Genomic DNA, 24976 nt, shown 5'->3' on the forward strand with positions numbered 1-24976 from the left:
GAAGTGGCGGATCGGTGGCGGGTTCCCACCGGAAGTGGCGAAGATGTTCCGGTGCTGACTGCTTCCGAGCTCCGAGACGATGCGAGTGCCCGGGGTGATTGCTGGGTCGAGGTGGAGTTCGTGACGGTCTCCGGTGACCGGCGGAGGCTGCCGTGGCAGTCGTTTCCACAGGTCGCTGCGCAGATCGGGGGTCCGGTGCGGTCGTTCTCGTCGTACCGGGGGCAGAAGAACTTCCCCGGCTGGTACTGGTCGGCGACGCTGGGCCGGCGGATCGGGTTCGAGTCGTGGGTGGAGCGGGATCATCTGGTGGCGTTGGATTTCGACCCGACCGTGTCGGATGTGGTGTCGCAGCCGTTCACACTGCTGTGGGACGCCGGCACGCGCCGGAGGCGGCGGCACACCCCGGACTTCCTGGTCCGGCTCGACCACGGGCGCACCCTGGTGCTGGATTCACGGCCGTCCGAGCGGATCAAGGACCGGGATCGGGAAGCGTTCGCGGCGACGGCACGGGCCTGCGGCGATGTCGGCTGGGAGTACGCGGTGTGGGACCGGCTGGACCCGGTGCTGGCGGCGAACCACCGTTGGTTGGGCGGCTACCGGCATCCCCGCTGTTTCGACGAGCCGACGGCACGGGACCTGCTGCAGGTGTTCGCATGCCCGCAGCCGCTGCTCGACGGCGCGGAGGCGGCCGGGGATCCGCTGGGCACCTTGCCGGTGCTCTATCACTTGATGTGGCGACGTTGGCTGCTCGCGGATCTGGCGCTGGTGTTGTCCCATCGGACGGTGGTGCGGGTGTCGCCGCACGTGGCGGACGTGGCGGATCTGGCGAGTGCCCGGTCGGTGCCGTTGTCCGAGCAGGGGTGGTGATGAGGTCGCCACGTCCGGTGGTGTCGGTCGGCGACCGGGTCGTGTTCGAGGGCACGGCGCACGCGGTCGTCGCGCTCTCGGGTACCAAGATCCGCTTGTTGTCCGAGGCGGGCGAATCGAGCGTGGTGGCGTTGTCGTTCCTGCTGGCAGCGGAGGACTTCGAACTGGTCGGTGCGGCTCCGGCACCGAAGATCGAGCCGAGCAACTTGCTCGCCTCGCTGCCGGAGAAGGTGCTGGAGGCGGCCAGGGACTGGGAACGTCACGTGATCGAGGTCGAGACGGGTCTGCTTCCGGACACTCCGGAGGATGCGCAGCCGCGGCCGGGGTACGACCCGACGGTGTTCTCGCTGAAGTCGAGGGAGACGCGAAAGGCCGCGGAGCTGACCGCGGCCGGCCGCCAGACCAGCGCCCGCACGGTGCAGCGGATGCGGCAGCGCTACCGCGAGCAGGGGTTGTGGGGGCTGGTCGACACCCGCTACACCAGGACGGCCGCGCCGACCGGGCAGGTCGACCCGCGGGTGATTGCCGCGGCGACGGCGGTGATCGACGCCCAGACCGGCACGTCGACGGGCACGAAATCGCGGGTCATCGCGAGGGTGAAGCAGATGCTCGACGACGAACACGGGCCCGGGGTGGTGCCGATGCCGTCGAAGACGACGTTCTACCGGCTGCTGGACGTGCTGGCCCAGGGCCGGCACACGTTCGGTTCGGCGCTCACCCGCCGGTCGGCGGCGCACAGGCCCGACAAGGTCTACACCCCGGCCACCGCCGCGCGGCCGGGGGAGCTGGTGCATCTGGACACCACCCCGATCGATGTGATGGCGGTGATGGACAACGGGGTGATCGGTCGCGCCGAGCTCGTGCTGGCCGTCGATATCGCCACCCGCACCATCGGCGCGGGAGTGCTCCGGCCGGTCGGCGCGAAAGCCGTCGACGCTGCGCTGATGCTGGCGCGGATGAGCGTTCCCGAGCCGATGCGGCCGGGCTGGGACCATGCGCTGGCGCTGGCGGCGTCGCGGATCCCGTATCGGCGGCTGGTGACACTGGACGCGCGGATGGCGATGGCGGCCGCCAAACCGGTGATCGTCCCGGACACCGTCGTGATCGACCACGGCAAGGTGTTCATGTCGGAGGTGTTCGCCCGCGCCGCGGACACCTTGGGCATCTCGGTGCAGCCCGCGCACGTGCTGACCCCGACCGACAAGGCCATCGTCGAACGCACCTTCTCCTCGATCAATACCCTGTTCTGCCAGCATGTTTCCGGCTACACCGGCCGCGACGTCACCCGCCGCGGCACCGACGTCGACGAGCGCGCCGTCTGGTCGCTGGCGGATCTGCAGGAGTTGTTCGACGAATGGGTGCTGGCCGGTTGGCAGACCCGCCCGCACGAGGGGCTGCGGCACCCCTTCACCCCCACCGAGAACGCGTCACCGAACGATGTCTACGCGGCGCTGATCGCCGCGGCCGGGTATGTCCCGGTCACCTTGACCGGCGAGGACTATATCGAGTTGTTGCCGGCGCAATGGCGCGCCATCGGCGATGCCGGTGTTCAGATCGACTACCGCACCTACAACAGCAGCGAGCTGCGCGGTTTCGCCGGGGAATCCTCGGGCATCGTCACCAAGGGCGGCCGCTGGGAGGTCCATTACGACCCCTACGACGTCTCGCGGGTCTGGGTCCGGAACCACCGCGGCCGCGGCTGGATCACCGTCCCGTGGACGCACCGGAACATCGTGCGGCAGCCGTTCGCCGATTTCACCTGGCGCGCAGCACGGAAACTGGCAGCGCAGCGCGGCGTCGACGACGCCAACGAGATGGCGGTCGCGGTGATCCTGGCCGCGCTGCTGCGCCGCGCCGAAGCCGGCCCCGACACCCGCCGTCCGCTGGCTCGCCATGCGTGCACCCGCGAGATGCCCAACCACCTGCCCGTGGAGGTCACCGAGGTCGGCCGATGGCCCACCGCCCTGCCCGAACCGGCCCGGCCCCCGGCGTTGCCGCCCGCACCGCCGGTCCAGGCGGAATCGGATCCGACGATCGAGGCCGACGCCGAGACCGTGGTGCCGTTCGGGCTGCTCGATGCCTTCGACGAGCAGGAAGGCCGCTGGTGAGCTCGATACATCTCGATGCCCGGCACCCGCTGGCCACCAAGGAGGGCTGGTCGTCGTTCGTCGGCACGGCCCATCCTCAACCACCGCAGATGCTCTCCGGCAGCGATCGTGAGCGGATGGACGAACTCGAGCGGGAACTCTACGACGAGGCCCGGCAGGACTATCACTCGTCGTTGCTGCTGGTCGCCACTCCCGACATCCGCAAGGTTCTGCACACCGGGCAGAAACTGATCGTCAACAACCGCGGCAAGCAGCTCGGCCGGCGGGGCTTGCTGGTCTCCGGCGGCAGCGGGACCGGAAAATCGACGTCGATCACGCACTTGGGTCGCCGGTTCCAGCTCGACTTCGAACGCCGCAATCCCGGGATCCCCGACCGCATCCCGGTGGTCTACATCGTGATTCCACCCGACGCCGACCCGAAGGCCCTGGCCGGGGAGATGGCGGTGTTCCTGGGACTGCCCGTCGGCCGCCACGACTCCCCACAAGCCCTCGCGCACGCGGTCGCCGCGGTGATGCGCCGGGCCGGCACCCGGCTGGTCCTGGTCGACGAGATCCACCGGTTGGATCTGTCGACGAAGAAGGGAAAAGACGCATCCGACCAGCTGAAATACTTCTTCGACTCGATCTCCGCCACGTTCGTGTACTCCGGTCTGGACCTGGAAGAAACCAACCTGTTCTCCGGCGTCCGGGGCCGGCAGATCGCCGGCCGGTTCATCCCGGTCACCACCGGGCCGTTCTCCTACCACACCATCGCCGCCAAGAACGACTGGAAGAAGCTGGTCGCCACGATGGAGCAGTCACTGCGGCTGCACCGCCACACACCCGGAACCCTGATCGACTGGGCACCCTACCTGCACGCCCGCACCGGCGGCATGATCGGCAGCCTCGATCAGCTGATCTACGAGGCCGCCAACGACGCCATCAGCGACGGCACCGAGAAGATCACCAAAGCCCACCTCGAAGCGGTCATCCTCGACATCGCTGCGGGCAATCAATACGACCCGCGCCGCAAGCCGCTGTCATGACCGTTCTTCCGCTCTGGCACAAGCCCGCCGTCCCGCTGCCGTTCCGGGTTCGCCCGGTCCGCGGCGAGACGACCCTGTCCTTCGTGTTCCGGCTCGCTGCCGCGAACGAACTGGTCAGGCCGACAACACTGCTCCGGTCGATCGGGCACCCGGACAACACCAGCCCGGACCGATTCATGGTCCTCAAGAACTGGGACGTCCAGCTCAACCTCGCCGCCCGGCAGCGGCTCGCGATATTCGCGGGCATCCCGCTGAAGCAACTGGCACGCAGCCTGCCGATGCCCGGTCCGCGGCGCGATGCCATCGACCCCGCCACACCCAGCCTGCATTTCGCCGGCGTCAGCTCACATACGCGCACGCACTGCCCTCGCTGCATCGCACAGATTCCCGGCGCTCCCGTGATCAGGGTCTACTCGTCGGCGGCCGAGGGCTACTGCCGCCGGCATCAGCTCTGGCTCGGGGAGTGCGCCGCACAGCCGCCGGTGAACCTCAGCTCCGCACCCGAGATCGCGAAAGCGATCCATCGGCGCGACAAGCTGTTTCGCAGCGACGAGGACCCCGACTGGATTTCCAGCCATGTCAACACCGCCCAAGACATCATGATCGCCTGGCGGCGGAACCCCGATCCGCTCCTGCACCGGCGGCTCACCCGGCGATGGAACGCGCGTGAGGACGCGGTCAACGCCGTCAACCACGCCCCACAGCTGCTGCCGACCCGATTGCTCGTTCTGCCCGAGACGGTGATCCTCGCCGAAATCCTGATCGATCCGACCTGGCGTCGCCGGATCGGGCTCGCGGAGCTGGTCCACGAACAGCGACCGTTCTACCTGCACATCGCCCACCGTCTCGGATTCCTCGGCTGGACCGCAGGCCTGCACACCGACAACGACCCCCTACGCCGCTGGGTCGACCAACACCAAGCCCAGCACCGACACACCTACAGATTCACCTACCGACACCACACCCCGAGCCGATGACACATCCCGGACCGCCACGCGCACGAACCCACCACCCCGACCAGAAATCCGCCACTTCAGACGGGAAACAACGACACATGGCAGCACAGACCCCGCATGGCGAGCCGCAGTTCACCGAGAATCAGCCTCGCCACACCAGACGGGACCTGACACGCGGTGTCGGTTGCACGGTTCGGGGAGTCCTGTCGTTTAATGTCGAATCCATGCAGGCGGCCGCGGCGGCTCCTGTGCGAGTCGTCGAACGCATCACGTACTTGCCGGCGGAAGGCGAGCCGGTGTCCGCTGGGCTCGGCTTCGATTGGGATGCGCAGCCGCTGGAAGTGGCGTCGCCGATCAGGCGGATCGCCTCGTACAAAGGGCAGAAGAACTACGCCGGGCTCTGGTGGTGTGCCACTACGAATCGTCACGTGGCGTACGAGTCGTGGGTGGAGCGGGATTTTGTGATCAGCGCCGATCACGATCGTGCGGTTGTCGGGATGGCAGCCCAGCCCTTTCGGCTGGATTTCGTCATCGACGGCGAAGCCTGCTCTCACGTCCCGGACTTCTTCCTCCGATATGACGATGGGCGTGGGGACGTGGTCGATGTGCGTCCGGATGCTCTGATCGGGCCCGGGGATCGGGTTGTGTTCGGCGAGACCGCTCGGGTGTGCGAACAGGTCGGCTGGAGCTATCGCCGCGTCGGTGAACTGCCACCGGTGCGGCTGTCGAACCTGCGTTGGCTCGCCGGATACCGCCATCGACGCGTTTTGGACGTGGACGTGGGCCGGGAACTGGTAACCATGGTGCGTGGATCGGGTCAGGTCTCGATAGGGGAGTTGGCGAGTCGGGTCGGCCATCCTGTTGCGGTCCTGCCGAGCCTGTTTCATCTGCTGTGGACGCACGCGTTGCAGACGCGGTTGGACGACCTGCTGCTGTCGACCGAATCGATGGTCACGGAGAACCTCTGTCATGGCCGGTAGACCGCCGGGTGCCCTCCAGTTGGGTGACCATGTGCGCTTCCGGGACGGTCTGTACGAGATCGCCGGACTCGACGGCGAGATCGTCTTTCTGACTGTGCGCGACGGAGTCGGCGCGATGCGGGTGGCGATCAAACTGACGGCTCTGCTGGCAGACCCGACCTTCGAGCCGGTCGCCACCACATTCCGGCGGCGTCGCATCCGACCGCACTACTTCGAGGCCCTGCCGGTGACGGTCCGCGAGCGGGCCTGTCGGCTCGAGCGACACGTTACCGAGGTTGTCGATGGAGTCCCGATCGACGCGGCGCCCGGAACGTCGCCGCGCCGGGGATACGACGTCACGAGCACCTCGCTGCGGGAACGGGAGATCACGAAGATCGCCGAACTCGCCGCTGACGGGGAGCACATGGTGTTGAGGGTGTTTCAGCGATACCGGCAACGGTATGAGCGTGAGGGGATTGCGGGGCTCATCGACCGCCGGGCGATCCGCGAAGGTCCTGTTACCGGGCGTACCGATCCTCGCTACCTGGCCGCGCTCGAGGAGGTCCTCGCCGAGAATGTCCGTTCCTCGTCGGGCACCGCGGCTCGACTCCGGCGTGAAGTCGAGAAGAGAGTGGTGGCAGCGCATGGAGCAGGAGTTGTACCGCTAATTTCACATCAAACGTTCAACAGGCTGCTCAGGCGTCTGCGGGAAGGTCGCCACGCCACCGGGCCCGCTCGCACCCGGCGCACCCTCGACAGGCAACCGCAGGCGCCGTTCGGGACGGTCGTGGCTACTCGGCCGGGAGAGTGGATGCAGATCGACTCGACCCCCTTCGATGTGGCAGTGCGCCTCGACGAGGATCTGGCGGGGCGGGTCGAGCTGACCGCGTTGGTGGATGTCGCGACCCGCACGATCGCCGCTGCGGTCCTGCGTCCGACGACCAAGGCGGTGGACGCGTCTCTGCTGCTGGCGAAGGCGATGACCCCGGAGCCGATGCGTCCCGGCTGGCCGCAGGCGGTGTCGATGGCGTACTCGGCGCTGCCGTACCGGGTGATGCGCTCGATCGATGCCCGGCTCGAGAATGCCGCGGCCCGGCCGGTGATCATGCCCGAGACCATCGTCTACGACCACGGCAGCGTGTACCTGTCGTCGACCTTCCGCAGCGCCTGTCACAGATTCGGGATCAATGCGCAGCCCGCCCATCCGGACACTCCCACCGACAAACCTCGGGTTGCATACTGCACCTCTTCGGGTTGATTCGTGCGGTGTTGACGTTTGGGCTGGTCAGGGGCCTTTCGTGCGGCGGCCGATCTTCGGGCAGTCGGGCGGGTTGTCGGGGTCGGGTGGGGTGTAGAGGTACTCGCCCTTGTCGTTATACCGTTGGCCTCCGACAATTCCGGCCCGCCGCCAGGCCTTGACGGTGTCTTTGGTGACGCCGTGGGCGGCGGCGGTCTCGGCGAGGGTGAGCATACCGGCGGCGCGCAGGCGTTGGCGGCGGCTGCGCAGCCGGTAGGTCCGGATGACGCGGTCGACGCTGAGTCGGTGGAAGGGTTCGCCGGTGCCGGTGGTCAGGCCACGTTGGCGCAGGAGGTCGGCGATCTCGCCGATGGTGTGGTCGTCGAGTAGTTCGCCAACGGCGGCGACGACCTCGTCTGATGTTTTGCGTTGCTCTCCAATAGGTTTGGGTGTCGGCAGGGTGAGCGTGGTGTGATCTCCGCCGGGGAAGCGGAGGTGCGCGGTGATGGTGTCACTGGTGCGGGTGATGGTGACGTCGGTGAGCAGCAGTCGGGCGATGCGCTTGCGTTCGCGCTGCGGGGTGTCCGGGTCGTTCCAGATCGCGGGCAGGTCGGTGACCAGTTGATTGATTCGGGTCTTCTGCGCGTCGGTCAGGTGTCCGGTGCCCTCGTGTCGGGCCCTCTCGTAGCTCTCCTGCGCCTGGTTCAGCGCGCGGAGGGCGGTGTTCCAGTCGGCCTCGAGGGTGTCGGCGACCAGCCGGTTGGCGGGGTCGACGGCCAGGTAGCGGCGGCGGGCCAGGTCGGCGAGGTAGTGGGCGCGTTCGACGTGCGCGGCACGTAGCCGGTCGGCGTCGGCGGCCCGGTGCTCGAGCTCGGCCGAGACCTGCAGGGCCGCTTCGACGGTGAGCGGGGTGAGGGTGTCGATCAGCAGTTGCCCGATCGCCTGATCGAGGTCCTGGCCGGGGATGGTGGCGCAGACCGGTCGGCCGTTCTCGATGCCGTCGCGTTGGCACATGTAGGTCGGCACCTCGGTGCCGCGGCGGTGGTGGTAGCGGACGGTCATCTTCAGCCCGCACCGGCCGCAGACGATGATGCCCTGCAGCAGCGCCGGCCCTTCCCGCGGCGGCCCGCTGCGGCGCTCACGCCCGTGTGCGGCCGCGTTCGATTGCAGGCGTGCGAGATTGGCGTCGTACCGGTCGAGGGTGATGTATCCGGGGTGGGCGCCGGGGATGAAGGAAACCCACTGCTCGCGGGGCAGTTGCGTGGTGACGGTCTTGCCACCCGGCATCGTGTGGTGGCTGTGCCGTCCGTATGTGAAGGCGCCGGCGTATCGGGGATTGTGCAGCACCCGCAGCGCGGTGCTGTGGGCCAGCGGCTTCCAGTCGATCTCTCCCTTGCGGGGGCCTTTGAGGTGCCGCCAGGGGAAGAGCAGCCCGGCGGTGTGGAACGCCTTGACGCACGCGGATGCCGATCCGGTGGCCTCGAAGGTGCTGAACAGGTGCGCCAGCGCGCCGCGGACCGCGGTGTCGGGGTCGAGGATGACGTGGTGGGCTCCGTCGTAGACCAGCCCGACCGGCAGCGGCGTGATCAGCTCGCCGCGGCGGGCCTTGGACAGTTGCCCACCGCGCAGCCGTGCCTTGATGAAATGCAGTTCAGCTTCCGACATTTGGCCTTTCATGCCGAGCAGGAGGCGGTCGTTGAAGGTGCGGGGATCGTAGAGGCCGTCCTCGTCGCAGATCAGTGTGCCGGTCATCGCGCAGAGTTCGAGCAGTTGGTGCCAGTCGGCGCTGTTGCGGGCCAGGCGGGAGCATTCGAGGCCGAGGACGATTCCGGCGCGGCCGAGGGAGACGTCGGCGACCAGTTGCCCGAAGCCTTCGCGGTCGGCGGCCGAGGCCCCGGACTGGCCCTGGTCGATGTCGATGACGGTGATCTGGTCGGCGGCCCAGCCGAGCGCGATCGCCTTGCCGCGCAGGTCGTATTGGCGGATCGCGGACTCGGTGTTGTGCAGGACCTGTTTGAGGCTGGACTGGCGGACGTAGAGCAGGGCCCGGCGCTGCAGGTGTGCGGCGGTCACCTTGGACGGGCCGGCGGTCGGGTGGGTGTCGGTGAACATCGGTGGGACTCTCCTCACGGCGGTGGGGACGGGGGCGGCGGACCGGGGCCGGCGCCGGCGAGCGCGACGGCGGCCAGGACGTCGATGAGTTCGGCGGTCAGTGCGCCCGACAGATCGATCGGGCCGCCCGGACCGCCCGCTGCCGGTCCGAGGGTGGTCGCCGGGCCGGGGCCGCGGGACAGGGCGCGGTCGCAGGTCAGCCGGGTCAGTGCCCGCCGCCAGGCGGTGACGCCCCTGCCGACCAGCACGCCGAGCCCGAGCGGGAACGCGCGGGCGCCCTCGTGCAGGGCGGCGTGACGGAGCTGTTCGTACCGGGTGTCGAGCGGGCCTTCGTCCCGGTCGGCGTCCGAGCGCGACCGGGACCTGCCCGGCTCCGGCGCGGGGTCCTCCTTCTGCTCGAAGACGGGTGAGTCAGCGGCTTTTGGAGTGCTCCCGGACGCGGGCCACCGCTCGCTCGATGGAGCGGGGGTGCACGCGCACGCCGAACCGCTGCTCGATCGGCTCGACCAGGTCGGCCGGTTTCAGTGCGGGATCGCCGGCGAGCTGCTGCTCGGCCCAGGCCAGGATCTCGCCGGTGAGCTTGTGCCCGGCGCGGGGGCCGGGCTTGGCGGCGACCAGCCCGTCCAGTCCGCCCTCGGCCAGCGCGGCGGCCGCCTGGTAGTAGGTCTGCCGGGAGTACCCGAACGCCGCCGCGGCCGCGGTCACCGATTGGCCGTCCACCAGGACGGCTCGCACCATCTCGTACTTGACCTGCACCGCGTCCCGGGCGTCGAAGAACTCCTCGGTCAAGAACCCCGGATCGCTCACCCCTTCGGGGTGCGGGTTCAGGCTGCGGGCCTCGCGCAGCGCCGCCGTCTTGGGGTCCTCGGGTGTTGCGCGCCGGGTCATGTCGCCTCCTGAACCATGCGATCGTCAATATAATTATGACGACGCTGCGCTGAAGAATCTTCGCGACACACCGACTGCCATCCATTATCTGCTGTAGCACATGAATATTTGCAATTGCAGGCTCGTGTTCGCGTCCGGATCGAAAAGTCGGTCCCGGCATAATTCTCTTGACGTTCACGGCGTAATCCGCCTGACGTCTTCGTCACCGTCGCGCTGCGCCCGGCGCCGGTCGATCAGATCCGCCACCGCCAGCAGCCCGTCGGTGGTGAACGCACAACGTCCGTCGGCGACGACCACGAACGGGTCGACCGGGGCGACGTCGGTCCACCCGGCCGGCAGGGAGAACAGCTCCCCGTTCTCGTCGTGCAGGTGGACCCGGTCCTCGCCCCAGTTCTGCCGGTGCGCGACGAACTCGAAGTCCCGGCCGAACAGTGGATGGAACCGGTGTGTCACCCGCACACGTCGGTACCGATCGTCGAGATTGGGTGTAGTTGACGACGTCGGCCAAACCGATCATCGAACGCACTCTGGGATCGGTGAAAACGCTCTTCGCTCAGTATGTTACGGGCTATCTGGGTGCGTCGATCGAACACCGCGGCACCGGCGCCGACGAGCGGGCTGTGTTCTCCCTGATCGAGCTACAGGATCTGCTCGACGAATGGATCCTCACCCACTGGCAGAACCGCCCACACGACGGACTGCGTGACCCGCTGAACCCGCAGCGGGTGCTGACCCCGAACGAGAAGTACGCGGCCCTGCTCACCGTCGCCGGCTACGTGCCGACCCCCTTGTCCGGGGACGACTACATCGCGCTGCTGCCGTCGACTCCTCGGGTGATCAACTCCTACGGCATCAAGATCAACCACCGGATCTACGACAGCGACGAGCTCAACGGCTATCGCGGCCAACATTCGGGCCCGAAACTCTTGGGCAAGCGGTGGCAGGTGCACTACGACCCGTACGACGTGACCCGGGTCTGGGTGCGCAACCACCGCGACGGCGGGTTCATCGTTGCCTACTGGCGGCAACTGCACGCCATGCCGCAGCCGTTCGGTGACGCCGCGTGGGAGCATGCCCGCAGGATCGTCGCCGAGCGAGGCGCGAGCACACCGTCGGAGGAGACGATCAAAGCCGCCGTCGACGACCTACTCGACCGGGCCGGCCCGCCACCGCCGCCACATCCCCGCCGCAAGCGCCGCACGAAAACCGCGAAGGACAGGCGGGTGGCCGCCCGCACCCGCGCGGCCACCGCCGCACCGACGCCGATACCCGGGACACCGCCGCCGGCGGCGGCGATGTTCGCGCCCGAAGACGACGAGGACGTCGCCGACATCGTCCCGTTGCCCGTCTTCGACGCCGACAAGGAGTCCCGCACATGGTGGTAACAGCACCGCCGGACGAGGAGCAACTCGATCCGCGGCAACTTCCCTCGGTCACCCTGGAGGGGTGGCGCTCCTTCGTCGACGCCACACCCGCCACCTGCACCCTCCTCGACACCCCCGCCCGGGAGGCGTTGTCACCAGCCCAGCGGATCGGATACGACGACCGGCGCATCGCCTACCACTCGGAACTGGTGATCATCGAAACCTCCACCGTCCGCCACCTCACCCACCAGGGCCGGCTGCTGACCCTGCTCAACCAACGCGAATGCGGCGCCCGCCGCGCCCTGATCGTCTCCGGTCCGTGGGCCAGCGGCAAAACGACCGGCATCAAACTGCTCGGCAAGGTCCACGAACAGAACATCCGCCGCAAATACCCCGGCCAGGACCGCATCCCCGTCGTCTACATCACCACCCCACCGAAGGGCTCCCCACGCAAACTCGCCGCCGAGTTCGCGCATTTCCTGGGCCTGCCCGACAAGTCACGCCACAACACCACCGACATCGCCGACTCCGTCTGCCGGGTACTCACCGAAGCCCGCACCGACCTGGTGATCGTCGACGAAATCCACAACCTGAACCTGGCCACCAGCGTCGGCGAGGACATGTCCGATCACCTGAAATACTTCACCGAGCACATGCCCGCCACCTTCGTCTACGCCGGCATCAACGTCGAACGCTCCGGCCTGTTCACCGGGGTGCGGGGGCAACAGATCTCCGCCCGTTCGGTGCTGGTGCGCACCGGCCCGTTTCCTTACGACGGCGAATGGAAAGCCCTCGTTGCCTCCCTCGAATCCGCGCTGCGCCTCTACGCCCACACGCCGGGCACCCTCACCCGCAACGCGAAATACCTGCACCAACGCACCGGTGGATCGATCAGCAGTCTCTCGCACCTGGTCCGCGTGGCCGCGATCAGCGCGGTCCTCTCCGGGGACGAGTCCATCACCCGCGGCACCCTCGACGAGACCATCATCGACCACGCCGCCGAGTCCGCGACCGCCCACTGCGCCGCCGCCGGCCCATGATTCCCCCGGTGACCCGCCGCCGCATCCGGCGCCGACTGCCCCGCCGCCTCGCCCCGTTCCCCAACGAGCATCTCTCCAGCTACCTACACCGGCTCGGCGAGGCAAACGGACTGCCGGGCAGCGCATTCGGACACCACGTCGCGGACACCGCCCTCCCCGACCGGGAGACCGTCCATGACCTCACGGGCCTGCCGGAACGCACCCTGATCTTCGCGCTACCCGAACTACGCACCCCTGACGACGTCGCCACCTATCCGGCACTGCGGGGACGCCCCACGGCGGTCGGCTCCTCGAACTACTGCCCGTCCTGCACCGGGCTGCGTGGGCCCGCCCGGCCCGTGCGGGTATGGGCCACCCACGAGCAGGTGCTGTGTCGGCGGCACCGGATCTGGACCGGCGGGCCGGTGCTGACGTGCGAAGACCGATGGCCACGTATCGACATCTCGGCGCTGCCCGATGTCCTTGCGGCGCACCGCCGCCACCAGCGGCTGATCGTGCGGTTCGGCCGCGAACAGGTCCGCTACGCATTCGAAGACGCGTCCCACCTCGTCCACGAGTGGCACAAGCAACTGCCGTGGCCGTTCCGGTCCATCCACGCTCGGATGGCCGTTCTCGAACCGGACCCCGGACGGTGGTGTCCGTCGTCGGCGATCTGCCGGACCGCCGAATACCCCGTGGCCGTCGCGGTGACCACCTTCCTCGCCGACGCCGCATGGCGAAACCGGCTGCTGCACATGAACACGACGGACCGACACGAAACGATCGGCTACCTCACAGAGACCGTCACAGACGGCGCCGTCCCGGCCGGCGTGTTCGATCCGTTGCTCACACGATGCATCGAGCAGCGTCACCACGCTCGGACAGGACCCGCCGAAACCGTTATCTGACCCGGCGAAGTCCCGAACCGGCCCCGAGCCTCGACTCCCCACCGACACGGTCGCAGCGACGGGAGAATCTGAGAGGTTCACACGCGGAGTGGCCGAGAGGTGAGCAGGAGACGCCGTCCGCTTTCTTGCAAGGATGATTCGATGATTTACGACAACTATCTTGGACGTCTGTCGCCACCTTCGCTCGAGATAGTTGTTGCACCGCAGGTGAACTCCCTGCTCTCCGACAACTATCTCGAGCGAGGACAGACGGTGTCGGCGCCCTCCGGTAGCGTTCCCCCCCGTGGATACGGAGACCGAACCCGCCCAGGACGCGCCGCTCCTAGTACCTGCGACCTCCGCCGGGCCCGCACTGCCGGACCTGGCGCCCGATACGGCGGCGCGGATCGCGGAGTCGGTGGCGTCGGCGCGGGCCGCCGGCACCCGCCGCACCTACGCCTCGGCGTGGCGGGCCTTCACCACCTGGTGCGCGCGCGAGGGCCATGTCGCGGTGCCGGCGCACCCGGTCACCGTCGCCGCCTACCTGGTCGCCTGCGCCGACACCGTCACCGAGGCGGGACAGCGGGCCTACGCCCCGGCCACCCTCGCGCACCGCCTCGCCGCGATCGCCCACCACCACCGCCAGAGCGGACACCCGGCTCCCACCGGCGACGATCTCGTGAAAGCGACCCTGTCCGGGATCCGCCGCGACTACGCCACCACCGGCGACCGGCCCCGCAGCCCCCGGGCGCCGCTGCTCACCGCCGACATCCTCGCCATCGTCGACAAGGCCCGCGCCGACTGCCAGGGCTGGTCCGACGAAGTGGTCGAACGCCGCGACACCGCGATCCTGCTGCTCGGCTTCGCCGGGGCCTTCCGCCGCAGCGAACTCGTCGCCCTGACCTGCGGAGATGTGGCGTTGCACCGGCTCGACGGCCTGCACATCCGCCTCCGCAAATCGAAGACCGATCAGGAGGGCCGCGGCACCGTCCGCGCCCTGCCCTTCACCCACAGCCACACCAGCTGCCCGCCGTGTGCATGGCTGCGGTGGGCGCAGGTCGTCGCCGCGTTCGACACCGCCGGGCGCCCCGGCGTGATCCGGCTACTCCGGCACGCCGAGCCGTTCGACGCGCACGTGTGCCGGGGATCGCGACCGCGCACCACCTCGGGTGCGCCGTTGCTGCGCTCGATCCGCCGCAACGGCAACCTCTCCGAGACTGCACTCTCGGGGGCGGCGGTGCACCACGCGATCCGCCGCCGCGCCGAGTTGGCGGGCTACGACCCCGACCTCGTCCGGCAGCTCGGTGGGCATTCGCTGCGGGCCGGGTTCGTCACCCAGGCCTTCCGCAACGGCGCCTCCGCGCACGCGATCATGCGCCAGACCGGGCACACCACCCCGGCCATGCTCGAGGTCTACGCCCGCGAACACGCCCCCCTGCTCGGCAACGCCGTCACCAACCTGGGCTTATAGCGTGAGCACCTCGACCGAACGCCTCGACGATTCTTCGGAAACGGTGTCCGGCCTGCGGATCCCGGCCCGCTATCGGCACGACTGGGCGCTGTTCGCCGACTGGTGCACCGCCACCGACCAGCCCCCGCTGCCCGCCACCCCCGAGGCGCTCGCGCTGTTCCTGCGCGAGCATCCCGCGGCGCCCGCGACCCAGCGGCGGCGGGTCTCGGCGATCAACACCGTCCACACCCGCCACGGCCACCCGGCACCCGGCCGCAGCGAAACCGTCCGCCGCCGCCTCGACACCACCCGCGCCGCCCGCCTCGACCGGTTCGCCCCGCTCCTGCTGCACAAAGCCGCCGAGCTGCCGGTCACCGGCTGGCCGAGCGGGCTGTTCGGCCGCCGCGACGCGCTCCTGTTGACCCTGGCCGCGACCGGGATGCCGTTCGCGCAACTGGCCCGGCTGCGCCGCGGCGACATCCATCTCGATGCCGGCGCCCTCGTCGCCACCACCGACGGGGGTGAACGGTTCTGCCTGGCACCGGAGTCCGCCGCTGCCGAGAGCCCGGCGGCGGTCTACCGGCGGTGGGCGGAGATCCAGGCGTTCCTGGACGCGTACCCGAACACCGACCTGCTTGCCCAGCACCTGACCGACCCGATCGAGGTCGACCAGGGCGCGCTCACCGACCGGCAGGCCCGCCACCCCCTGCTGTGTCCGATCGACCGCTGGGGACACCTGCCGCTGATGCCGCAGCCGATGACGGCGCAGTCCATCGCCTCGATCGTGCGAGACCACCTGGCTGGCCGGGTGCGGGCCCGTGCCCCGCTGCCGCTGCGTAAGCAGAGCGACCGCGACGAGGGACCTACGGCGTGGATCGAGTCGGAGATCGACCTCGACCCGCACTACTACAAACGCGGTATCGCGGCTCGCCGCAGTGCCCATGACAGTCTGGACGGTCTCGCCGACGTCTTCGACGAGATCGAGGATCGTGCCGATGCCCTGCTCGAGGAGCTGCTCACCGTGCTGGAGGAGCTGTAACCCCAGCCCTGTAACGGGGCGGCAAGACAACCCGTTGCAACAGGTCCCGAGATCACCGCGGCATTTCTGTCGTTAGCCTGAACGACCTGTCGCTCAATCCGAGATCATCGAGCGCGCGCGCGAAGAGATCGACCAGGTGCTTGGAATGGACGGCGCATCGGTGCGCTTCGAGCAGGGAGTCAAGCTGCGCTACGTCCGGCGCATCATCGAAGAGACGGTGCGCCTGTGGCCGTCCGATCCGGCCTTCTTCCGGAAGGCCCGGCAGGAGACCACCCTGGCCGACTCTCCGATCCGCAAGAGCCAAACGATCCTGGTTGTGCTGCTTGCGCCACCACGACCCAAAACTGTGGGGCAACGCAGAGCGTTCGATCCGGACTGGTTCCTGCTCGCGACGGTGCCGGTGCGCCCGGCGCACGCATACAAGCCGTTCGGCATCGGTGCGCGTGCGTGCATCGGCCGCCAGTTCGCGCTGCACGAGACGGTACTCGCGCTGGCACAGATCCTCACGCGCTTCGCCATCGTGCCCACCCCGGGATACGAGCTGACGGTCAAGGAGCTTCTGACGATCCGCCCCGAGAAGGTGCGACGGGAGATGCGACCATGCTAGTAGTGATACGCGACGCCCAGTCGCGAAAAGATCGACAGCGTGACCCTTTTCGGTTGATCGATACGGAGCGCCCCGGCCGTCCGGTCGACAATCCCGCGTAGTGGCGTGCCGAATCGGCAATCTTGGCGACAAAAATATCAGCCGGTCGGAAGATCATGGTGTGATCACTAGCAACCAGTCCTCGTCGCCCCCGGCGTTCGCTCCCGGAGTGGAGACGCGTCCGTTTCGATCGACCTGCGCGGGCCGCGACGGGGCAGCCGCATCGGCCGGATCGATCCACGCGAATCTCGCGCCCGGCGGGATCAGCGACAACGCGAGGCGCATCGTGCGCTGCGTCGGCACATAGACGACGGCGAGCGCGCCGTCCGGCGTACGGGCAGCGGTGACGTAGTCGTTGTCCAGGACGTCCACCATCTCGTCGTCCGTCGACCGCATCCCGCGCCCGTCAAGCACGAACGGCTCGTCGACATCCGGCACCAGCTCCCACCAGCGCCACGACGCCCACAGCTCGCGGATCGCCTCGAGCTGCGTGACGGCGGGGGTATCGAGGCGCGCTTCCCAGCCGTCCCGGAACTCCCAGTCGTCGGAGCCGCGGAATTCCCCCGGGGAGCCGGAGGTCAACGCCCACAGGGCTTGGCGGCGAAGCGTCTCGTCGGTCGTCGGCGCCGTGTCGGACTGATTGTTCTCGCCCTCGTAGTTGCCCTCCGAGAAGACGGCGGGACGTGGATCCCTCACGCCCGCCGGTCGCTCGTACCCGTCCAGCACCGCCTTGTACGTGGGCATGTAGGTGTAGACGAAGTTCCAGTCCACCAGGGGTTCCCAGAAGGGATTGTCCGTGGAGAGGGATTTCTCGGGCCCCAGCTGGATCGAGAACGGCCTGTCCGAACCGGCCGCCCTGATCCCGTCGAGCATGCCGCGCAGGAGATGGTCCGAGTCCGAGCCGGCGGCGGGATCGTCTGCGTCCGGGGAATAGTCACCGCCGGTCAGCCAGACGATGTTCGGGAACCGGGCGTATCGCTGGGCGAACATCCGGCCGTAGACCACGGCCTGTTCGGGAGTCGCCGCCGCGAACACCTCCGAGAGGTTCCATCCGTCCATCGGGTAGAGGAACAGGGTGTTGCCGTACCGGCAGGCAATCCGGAAGTACTCGTCGACACGCTGCCAATACGGCTTGTTCCATGCCGTGATGTCACCGTCGACGAACGGTTCGATGCCGTCGAAGGTGGCTCCGTCCTCACTCGGTCCACCGTTGCCGGGGACGCCGATCGCAGAAATGATGGAGGCGTTGAATCCGTGGCCCGCACGATTCGCGAAGTACGACTCGGCTTGCTCGGGCGACCAGTCCGCCATGCCGGACCACGGCGAGTCCCCGCGAATCAGGATCGGGTTACCGTGCTGGTCTTCGAAGTAGCGCCCGTCGTGGCTGATCGAGGTGATGTAGCGCGTGTTGGCGCTGTCGGCTTCGCTGCACGGTGCGGCGGCTGCCACGGTTGTCGATGAGGGCGGTCGAGTCTGTGAGCCGCCCGTGTCCGAGCAACTCGCGACCAACATCAGCGCGATCACGGCGCCTGTTCGTTTCATCTTTCCCTCCTCCGCCGAGGCGCAGAAGCCGAGAGACGGGGCGTATCGGCGCGGCGTCGGTCGTTCCGGTGCCCCCGGTGTTATGGGAGTGGCTGCATGTGGCGATCGGTCCCGACTCCGGATCGATCGTATATCTTGTTCCGCCTTATTAATTCGACATTGACCGGATCGTGCGGGTCGAGTGCCCGACAGTGACCCAATATCCCGGGTCGTTCGCACCGCCTGCTCGAGTGAGCCGTGGTCAGGTGGAGTGCAGCGCCGAGGGGTGACAGCGGCCGGTCCGTGGTCCGCGGGTGGGCGGAGCTACGACGGTGGCGGTGTGCGGGCAGTAGCTGTGTCTCCGCATCGGGTGGTCGTCTGGAGCATTGTTGCGCCCCGACTCTGAAGTCAATGCCGTCAAATTCGTCCTTACCGCAGGCCACGTTGCTGCGTTTGCCGAAGGTGTTGATGGGGCGCATGGTCGAAGTGCGCAGACTGGGTCGATTCCGCGAGGGTGATTTGATGGGCGGCACTGTCTCTGCTGCTCGGATCGCCTTCTCAAGATGGTGCCTTGCAGCGTAATTCCCGTAGTCTTGTCGGCTGTGACTCGCTGCTGCTCGGATGGGGCACGCAGTGTCGAAGCCCGGTTCATCGATCGGATCGGCCTGGGCGTTCCCATCCGACAGGTGCACCGCGATCTGGTCGAGAAGGGGCGGGCGGCGACCGGGTCGTCGAGCGGCTGTCGTTCATCCGAACCCTGAGCTTGATTTTTAACCTTGGCGACTTGCTGCGACGGCAGGGCCGGTGTTGTTCGGCGTGTCGCGGCGACGCGAGACGGCCACCACCCGATCATCTTGGGGTTCCTTCCACAGAACATCCGAGACGAAAACAGGCGGTGACCGTGAGCATCAGTGTGCCCGACGTGCGGTCCATCGGCGAGCAGCCGAGCATTGAATCGTCCCTGGTTTCATTGAGGGTGAGCCAGATATCCCGGAAGGATCACCCCCAGACTCATCATGGCGAACTACAAATACCCCCAGGAACTCCGTGAGCGAGCGACCCGACTCGCCGTCGAAGCCCGCCGCGACCCCGACACCCGCACCGGCGCGATCAACCGGATCGCCGAGCAGACTGGTGTCCACAAGGAAGCCCTGCGGACCTGGGTGCGCAAGGCCGAAGACGACGAGCTCCCGACCGAGCCGGTCGACGCCGAAGCGCGCATCCGCCGCCTGGAGAAGGAGAACCGCGAACTACGACAGTCGATGGAGATACTTCGCTCTGCTACAGCGTTTTTCGCGAAGGCGGAGTTCGACCGCCGACTGAAGTGATCGTTGCCTTCATCGACGAGCACAAACACCGCTGGGGGATCGAACCGATCTGTCGCGTTCTGTCCGAGAACACCGAGGTCAAGATCGCCCCGGGCACCTACTACGCCTTCATAGGCCGCGAACCGAGCGTCCGTGCACGCCGCGATGCCCTCCTCAAAGAACACATCATGCGCATCCACTCCCACCCGAGGATGCGGGTCTACGGGATCCGCAAGATCCACGCCCAACTGGTCCGGGAAGGTCACGAGGTGGCCCGCTGCACCATCGAGCGACTCTGCCGCGAACTCGGTGTCCGTGGCACCGTGCGCGGGAAATGGCCGCGCACGACGAAGCCGGCACCGGAGACCGATCGGCCCCGTGACCTCGTCGAGCGGGATTTCACGGCCACCGCGCCGAACCAATTGTGGGTGGCCGATCTGACGTATGTGCGCACACAGTCCGGATGGGTCTACGTCGCGTTCGTCCTGGACGTGTTTTCCCGCATGATCGTCGGCTGGCAGACCTCGACGCGGATGTACACCGACCTGGCCCTCGACGCGTTGAAGATGGGCCTGTGGGCACGACGACGCGCAGGCCAGGACGTCACCGGACTGGTGCACCACAGCGACCGCGGCGTGCAATACCGAGCGCTCCGCTACGCCCAGACCCTGGACCAGGCCGCCGCGGTCGCCTCGGTCGGATCCAAGGGGGACTCCTACGACAATGCCATGGCGGAGACGCTGAATTCGCTGTACAAGGCCGAGTTGATCTTCCTCGACGGCCCTTGGACCGGCCGGGAAGACGTCGAGGCCGCTACCGCGCAATGGGTGCATTGGTTCAATACCGAACGGGTCCACGGCATGCTCGACTATCGCACCCCGGCCGAGATCGAGACCGCCTACTACGCACAACGGCCGGCCGCCTCTGCGGCCTGAGAACTGAACACACGCTCAGCCTCAACAAGACTCAGGACTTGACACATCGATGCGCGTGTCGACCTGGCGGGATTCCGGGGCCGGTTCTACGACTGCCTGACCACTCGTCGTGACGCGTTGTTCGAGTTGACCGACGCGGTGCTGTGCTCCGGCGGCGCGGTCCGCACCCTCGTCGAGTTGTCCCTGGCGCCCGAGCACCGTCGCGGCCACGGCGCCCTGTACGACGGACTGGGCTACGGTGGAATTGATATCGCTCCTCTACGGAATGTCATTGGTGCCGAGTCGATCCCACGCGACCGTGAGGGCGCGATCGTGTTGGCCGTCGATGTCAGTGCCTGGCTGCGGCCTTCACGCCCCGACGAGTCCGCAGCGGTCGTTCTGCCACGTCTACGGCCGCGGCAAGGGACAGGCGCAACTGATCCCCGGCTGGCAGTACTCGTTCGTCGCCGCGCTCGAACCGGGCCGCACCTCGTGGACGGCGGTGCTCGACGCGGTGCGCCTGCACCCCGACGACGACCCGACCGCCGTGACCGCCACCCAGATCCGGAACGTCGTCGGACGTCTGCGGGCGGCCGGCCACCACCGAGACGACGACCCGGACATCCTGCTGATCTTCGACGGAAGGCTACGACCTGCCCCGGCTGGCGTTCACCCTCGTCGATCTGCCGGTGGTCGTGCTGGGACGGATGCGCGGGGACCGGGTGCTGTGCTTCCCGGCGCCTCCGCCGGGCCGTACCGGTCGCCCACCGCGGCACGGGGCGCAGTTCCACTTCGCCGACCCGACCACCTGGCCTCCGCCCGCGACCACCACCGCCACCGTGACCGACCGCTACGGTACGGCGGTGGCGGATGCGTGGAACCGATTGCACCCCAGGCTCACCCACCGCGGCGTGTGGGCCGAGCATCCGGGCCCCCCACCGATCATCGAGGGCACGGTGATCCGGCTGACCGTCGAGCATCTGCCCGGGGACCGGCATCCGGCGCCGGTGTGGCTTTGGTACTCGGACCCCACAGTAAGAGGCGACCACGTCGACCGACTCTGGCAGATGTTCCTGCGCCGCTTCGACCTCGAACACACCTTCCGCCTGTTCAAGCAAACCCTGGGATGGACCGCGCCGAAGATCCGCAGTCCCGAGGCCGCCGATCGCTGGACCTGGATCGTCATCGTGGCGCACACCCAACTGCGGCTCGCCCGGCCCCTGGCCGAAGATCTGCGCAGGCCTTGGGAGCGACCGCGTCCGCCGGGCCGGTTGACCCCGGCCCGGGTCCGTCGCGGGTTTCCGCACGTCCGCCGCACGATGCCCACTCCGGCCGGTGCACCGAAACCCTCCCGACCCGGCCCCGGACGGCCACCCGGCTCGAAGAACACCCGACCCGCACCCCACGACCACGTGGGCATTCGCGTCAGAACCGACGCGCAGGAACCGACCGGCGTCAGCCAGGCAGGTTAAAAATCAAGCTGAGAAGGGGGACGCCCACCGTCTAAATACTATTTTAGATAGTATTTGGGTAGGCTACCGAGTGTCTCATCATTGTGCGCTCGCGCAGAAACCCGGATCGGACAGCCCATGACCGCTCTCGCCCCACCACCCGCACCCGCCGCCACCCGCCCGATACCACCGCGACGGGGACGCAAGGGTGCCTTCGTCCACAAGATGGTCACCACCACCGACCCGAAGGTGCTGGGGTTGCTGTACCTGGTGACCTCGTTCGCATTCTTCGCGTTCGGTGGGGTCATGGCGCTGATCATGCGCAGCGAGCTCGCGGTGCCGGGCTTGCAGTTCCTGTCGAACGAGCAGTACAACCAGCTGTTCACCATGCACGGCACGATCATGCTGCTGATGTATGCCACCCCGGTGGTGTTCGGCTTCGCCAACTACATCCTGCCGCTGCAGATCGGTGCCCCGGACGTGGCCTTCCCGCGGCTCAATGCCTTCAGCTATTGGCTGTACCTGTTCGGCTCGCTCATCGCGGTCAGCGGCTTTCTCACCCCCGGCGGAGCCGCGGACTTCGGCTGGACTGCTTACGCGCCGCTGAACTCGGAGCTGCACTCGCCCGGCTTGGGTGCGAACCTGTGGATTGTGGGTCTGGCCATCTCCGGTCTGGGCACCATCTTGGGGGCGGTCAACTTCGTGACCACCATCGTGTGCCTGCGCGCTCCGGGCATGACGATGTTCCGAATGTCGATCTTCACCTGGAACATCCTCATCACCAGCGTGCTGGTCCTGCTGGCGTTCCCGTTGCTGGCCGCAGCGCTGTTGGGCCTGCTCTACGACCGGCTGCTCGGCGGCTACATCTTCGATCCAGGCAGTGGCGGGGCGATGCTCTGGCAGCATCTGTTCTGGTTCTTCGGCCACCCCGAGGTGTACATCATTGCGCTGCCGTTCTTCGGTATCGTCTCCGAGATCTTCCCGGTCTTCTCCCGCAAGCCGATCTTCGGTTACACCGGCCTGGTCTACGCCACCCTCGGGATCGCCGCGCTCTCGATCGCGGTGTGGGCGCACCACATGTACGCCACCGGCGCGGTGCTGCTGCCGTACTTCTCGTTCATGACGTTCCTGATCGCAGTGCCCACCGGCGTGAAGATCTTCAACTGGATCGGCACCATGTGGAAGGGGCAGCTGACGTTCGAGTCGCCGATGCTGTTCTCGGTCGGCTTTCTGGTTACTTTCCTGTTCGGCGGCCTGTCCGGGGTCATCCTCGCCAGCCCGCCGCTGGACTTCCAGCTCACCGACTCGTACTTCGTGGTGGCGCACTTTCACTACGTGGTCTTCGGCACCGTGGTGTTTGCCACTTACGCGGGCATCTACTTCTGGTTCCCGAAGATGACCGGGCGCATGCTCGACGAGCGTCTCGGCAAGTGGCACTTCTGGCTCACCTTTGTCGGTTTCCATGCCACGTTCCTGGTGCAGCACTGGCTGGGCAACGAGGGTATGCCGCGCCGCTACGCCGACTATCTGCCCGACGATGGATTCACCGCGCTCAACATCGTCTCGACAATCGGGTCGTTCGTGCTCGGCGCCTCGGTGCTGCCGTTCGTGTGGAACGTGTTCAAGAGCTACCGGTACGGGCAGGTGGTGAGCGTGGATGATCCGTGGGGTTACGGCAACTCCCTCGAGTGGGCGACCGCGTGCCCGCCACCGCGGCACAATTTCACCGAGCTGCCGAAGATCCGTTCCGAGCGCCCGGCGTTCGAGCTGCACTACTCGCACATGGTCGAGCGGCTACGCGCCGAAGCCCATGTCGGACCGGGGCACCGGCACGCCGAGGAGCTGCTCGCCGCACCACGGACCGGGTCTGCGCCCGAGGCGCCCACCGATCCGTCCACTCGGTGATCGTCCCCATCTCTCGAAGGAAGACGAAGATGTACTCTCGCACCCCGGCGGTCGCCGTGCCGGCCACACCCCACGCCACCGCACTGCTGACCGACTGGCTGATCCGGGATCTGGCCCCACTCGTGCTCACCCATGCCGGGCTGCCCGATCCGCAGCGGCTGTACCGGCTGCCGCCGATCACCGCCGCGCACATCGCCCGTCCGGGCAAGCTGCGCCGCCACGTGCGTGCGCTCGAGCAGGTTCTTGCGCAGGTCGAGGTGCACCTGCGTGCGGGGAGGTACCGGTGGCCAGCGGCTCCGTTGACGGTCGACTCGGCGCCGGCCGTGCCGGGTGAGGTGCTCGAGGTGACAGGATGGCTGGCCGGCACGGTCGCCGAACTCAGCAGCCCGGCCGCGGCTCTGGCCAACCGGACGGTGCTCACTGCAGCCGGGGTGGTCGCCGCCGGTGCGGGCCTGGCCGAGGCGTTCGACAGCTGGTCGACCTCCGCATGGTCGTACTGCACCGTCGTCTCGCAAGTCTGGCAGGGTGAACCCCAGGCCGGCCTGCTCGTCGACCCTCGGTGACCGCCCCGCCACCGGGGCGGTCAGCCCAACCGGATGGATGGAAACGCGATGACCGAGTCTGGGCACGAGCCCACTGCGGGTCCCGATCCGGCCGAGCGCCGGCAGGAGTTGGCGGCCGTCGAACAACAGGTGGCTGCGGTGATCGATCCCGGGATTCGGGCAGTGGTGGTCGCCGCGGCGGTGCTGGTGCTGACACTCTCATTTGCCCTGCCTCACAGCGGCGGCGCCAACGGCTGGCAGATGCTGGCCGGCTCCGAACAGGCGGTGGCCGAGACGATTACCCTGCCCTCCCGGATCTTCCTGATCCTGGCGGCGGTATTCGGGATCGTGGTGTCGATGCTGGCGCTGGTGACCCGGCGGTGGGTGCTTGCCTGGGTTGCGTCCGCGGGCTGCACCCTGGCGGTGGTGTTTGCGGTGCTGGCGGTGTGGTCGCGGCAGACCCTCGATCCGGCTGCTGGGGGTGCCGGCCCGGGCACCGGATTATTCCTGGGCTGGGCCGCGGTCCTCGTGCTGGCCTTCCATTGGATCAAGGTGGTCTGGGCCCGTTCATCCCGGATGCTCGAGGCCGAGGCCGCCCGCCGTGACGCTGAGACACAGCTGCCGGAGCAGTTCCACTACCGGCTCGACCCGCCCCGCCGCGACGCGCAGGATCCGCCCACAGATTCCTAGGCGGCCCGGCCGGCTCGTGCGCGCCGACGAGGGGTGTGGGCACGAGCCGGTTCCCGGGCGGTCCCGGGATCAGATCAGGCTCTGCAAAT

22 protein-coding genes, 1 pseudogene and 1 other annotated feature are annotated in these 24976 nt (G+C 68.0%); of the genes and pseudogenes, 18 read left to right on the top strand and 5 right to left on the bottom strand.

The annotated features are described in order from the left end of the window. The first annotated feature begins 120 nt into the window (after nucleotides 1-120). The 6 genes from LZP97_RS20915 (at nucleotide 121) to LZP97_RS20940 (ending at nucleotide 7173) form a co-directional block, all read left to right on the top strand. Nucleotides 121-867, top strand: a complete 747-nt coding sequence (locus LZP97_RS20915; RefSeq protein WP_230831874.1) for a TnsA-like heteromeric transposase endonuclease subunit — start codon at nucleotides 121-123, stop codon at nucleotides 865-867. Continuing rightward, nucleotides 867-2975 (top strand): Mu transposase C-terminal domain-containing protein, encoded by a 2109-nt coding sequence (locus LZP97_RS20920; protein WP_040273180.1) that lies wholly within the window; start codon nucleotides 867-869, stop codon nucleotides 2973-2975. The genes LZP97_RS20915 and LZP97_RS20920 overlap by 1 nt, the downstream gene beginning before the upstream one ends. After that, nucleotides 2972-4000 (top strand): TniB family NTP-binding protein, encoded by a 1029-nt coding sequence (locus LZP97_RS20925; protein ID WP_010596658.1) that lies wholly within the window; start codon nucleotides 2972-2974, stop codon nucleotides 3998-4000. The genes LZP97_RS20920 and LZP97_RS20925 overlap by 4 nt, the downstream gene beginning before the upstream one ends. Next, nucleotides 3997-4977, top strand: coding sequence for a TniQ family protein (locus tag LZP97_RS20930; RefSeq protein ID WP_010596657.1), 981 nt, complete (start codon nucleotides 3997-3999; stop codon nucleotides 4975-4977). Before LZP97_RS20925 ends, LZP97_RS20930 begins: the two co-directional genes overlap by 4 nt. Nucleotides 4978-5054: 77 nt before the next feature. Then, on the top strand, nucleotides 5055-5936 hold the full coding sequence (locus tag LZP97_RS20935) for a TnsA-like heteromeric transposase endonuclease subunit (protein WP_234574905.1): 882 nt from the start codon (nucleotides 5055-5057) through the stop codon (nucleotides 5934-5936). Further along, nucleotides 5926-7173, top strand: a complete 1248-nt coding sequence (locus tag LZP97_RS20940; RefSeq protein WP_049904242.1) for an integrase catalytic domain-containing protein — start codon at nucleotides 5926-5928, stop codon at nucleotides 7171-7173. The genes LZP97_RS20935 and LZP97_RS20940 overlap by 11 nt, the downstream gene beginning before the upstream one ends. Nucleotides 7174-7200: 27 nt before the next feature. Here LZP97_RS20940 and LZP97_RS20945 read toward each other — a convergent pair whose 3' ends face one another. The 4 genes from LZP97_RS20945 to LZP97_RS20960 all read right to left on the bottom strand — a co-directional run bounded on the left by LZP97_RS20945 (nucleotide 7201) and on the right by LZP97_RS20960 (nucleotide 10605). Next, nucleotides 7201-9264, bottom strand: a complete 2064-nt coding sequence (locus tag LZP97_RS20945) for a recombinase family protein (protein ID WP_006946735.1) — start codon at nucleotides 9262-9264, stop codon at nucleotides 7201-7203. 14 nt (nucleotides 9265-9278) lie between these two features. Then, nucleotides 9279-9512: a hypothetical protein gene (locus LZP97_RS20950; protein WP_006946734.1), complete on the bottom strand. Its 234-nt coding sequence runs from the start codon at nucleotides 9510-9512 to the stop codon at nucleotides 9279-9281. 163 nt (nucleotides 9513-9675) lie between these two features. Beyond that, nucleotides 9676-10152 carry a helix-turn-helix domain-containing protein gene (locus tag LZP97_RS20955; protein WP_006946733.1) on the bottom strand — a complete coding sequence of 159 codons (477 nt, stop codon included), beginning with the start codon at nucleotides 10150-10152 and terminating at the stop codon, nucleotides 9676-9678. 174 nt (nucleotides 10153-10326) lie between these two features. Next, the gene (locus LZP97_RS20960) at nucleotides 10327-10605 is read right to left on the bottom strand and encodes a DUF5372 family protein (RefSeq protein WP_006946732.1); all 279 of its coding nucleotides are present in this window, start codon (nucleotides 10603-10605) and stop codon (nucleotides 10327-10329) included. 83 nt (nucleotides 10606-10688) lie between these two features. On the opposite strand from LZP97_RS20960, the gene LZP97_RS20965 reads away from it, so the two are divergent. The 6 genes from LZP97_RS20965 to LZP97_RS20990 all read left to right on the top strand — a co-directional run bounded on the left by LZP97_RS20965 (nucleotide 10689) and on the right by LZP97_RS20990 (nucleotide 16518). Beyond that, nucleotides 10689-11537: a Mu transposase C-terminal domain-containing protein gene (locus LZP97_RS20965; protein WP_161800560.1), complete on the top strand. Its 849-nt coding sequence runs from the start codon at nucleotides 10689-10691 to the stop codon at nucleotides 11535-11537. Beyond that, nucleotides 11528-12556 carry an ATP-binding protein gene (locus tag LZP97_RS20970; RefSeq protein WP_006946730.1) on the top strand — a complete coding sequence of 343 codons (1029 nt, stop codon included), beginning with the start codon at nucleotides 11528-11530 and terminating at the stop codon, nucleotides 12554-12556. The genes LZP97_RS20965 and LZP97_RS20970 overlap by 10 nt, the downstream gene beginning before the upstream one ends. Nucleotides 12557-12564: 8 nt before the next feature. Next, nucleotides 12565-13443 carry a TniQ family protein gene (locus LZP97_RS20975; protein WP_006946728.1) on the top strand — a complete coding sequence of 293 codons (879 nt, stop codon included), beginning with the start codon at nucleotides 12565-12567 and terminating at the stop codon, nucleotides 13441-13443. Between the two features lie 283 nt (nucleotides 13444-13726). Next, on the top strand, nucleotides 13727-14893 hold the full coding sequence (locus LZP97_RS20980) for a site-specific integrase (protein ID WP_006946726.1): 1167 nt from the start codon (nucleotides 13727-13729) through the stop codon (nucleotides 14891-14893). A 1-nt stretch (nucleotide 14894) separates the two neighbouring features. Continuing rightward, nucleotides 14895-15911, top strand: a complete 1017-nt coding sequence (locus LZP97_RS20985) for a hypothetical protein (protein ID WP_006946724.1) — start codon at nucleotides 14895-14897, stop codon at nucleotides 15909-15911. 145 nt (nucleotides 15912-16056) lie between these two features. After that, a complete protein-coding gene (locus tag LZP97_RS20990) occupies nucleotides 16057-16518 on the top strand; it encodes a cytochrome P450 (RefSeq protein WP_006946722.1) in 462 nt (153 codons plus the stop codon). Between the two features lie 153 nt (nucleotides 16519-16671). Here LZP97_RS20990 and LZP97_RS20995 read toward each other — a convergent pair whose 3' ends face one another. Further along, nucleotides 16672-18099 carry an apiosidase-like domain-containing protein gene (locus LZP97_RS20995; protein WP_006946719.1) on the bottom strand — a complete coding sequence of 476 codons (1428 nt, stop codon included), beginning with the start codon at nucleotides 18097-18099 and terminating at the stop codon, nucleotides 16672-16674. Nucleotides 18100-19094: 995 nt separating this feature from the next. On the opposite strand from LZP97_RS20995, the gene LZP97_RS21000 reads away from it, so the two are divergent. The 6 genes and pseudogenes from LZP97_RS21000 to LZP97_RS21025 all read left to right on the top strand — a co-directional run bounded on the left by LZP97_RS21000 (nucleotide 19095) and on the right by LZP97_RS21025 (nucleotide 24887). Continuing rightward, a protein-coding gene (locus LZP97_RS21000) for an IS3 family transposase (RefSeq protein WP_096824248.1) occupies nucleotides 19095-20320 on the top strand; the annotation gives its coding sequence in 2 pieces (ribosomal slippage) (nucleotides 19095-19377 and nucleotides 19377-20320; 1227 coding nt in all). Then, nucleotides 19364-19498: a sequence feature (AL1L pseudoknot), on the top strand. It overlaps the preceding gene by 135 nt. Before the next feature lie 138 nt (nucleotides 20321-20458). After that, nucleotides 20459-20611: pseudogene (locus LZP97_RS21005) on the top strand (NF041680 family putative transposase); the annotation flags it as partial. A gap of 377 nt (nucleotides 20612-20988) precedes the next feature. Beyond that, nucleotides 20989-21771 (top strand): hypothetical protein, encoded by a 783-nt coding sequence (locus LZP97_RS21010; RefSeq protein WP_006941861.1) that lies wholly within the window; start codon nucleotides 20989-20991, stop codon nucleotides 21769-21771. A 117-nt stretch (nucleotides 21772-21888) separates the two neighbouring features. Further along, the gene (gene ctaD, locus LZP97_RS21015; protein WP_006941859.1) at nucleotides 21889-23655 is read left to right on the top strand and encodes an aa3-type cytochrome oxidase subunit I; all 1767 of its coding nucleotides are present in this window, start codon (nucleotides 21889-21891) and stop codon (nucleotides 23653-23655) included. Nucleotides 23656-23684: 29 nt separating this feature from the next. Next, nucleotides 23685-24218 carry a hypothetical protein gene (locus LZP97_RS21020; protein WP_006941857.1) on the top strand — a complete coding sequence of 178 codons (534 nt, stop codon included), beginning with the start codon at nucleotides 23685-23687 and terminating at the stop codon, nucleotides 24216-24218. Nucleotides 24219-24266: 48 nt separating this feature from the next. Next, the gene (locus tag LZP97_RS21025) at nucleotides 24267-24887 is read left to right on the top strand and encodes an Rv2732c family membrane protein (RefSeq protein WP_006941855.1); all 621 of its coding nucleotides are present in this window, start codon (nucleotides 24267-24269) and stop codon (nucleotides 24885-24887) included. The last annotated feature ends 89 nt before the right edge of the window (nucleotides 24888-24976 follow it).

This window comes from Rhodococcus sp. DMF-1 (assembly GCF_021441945.1).
Lineage (GTDB): Bacteria > Actinomycetota > Actinomycetes > Mycobacteriales > Mycobacteriaceae > Rhodococcus > Rhodococcus ruber.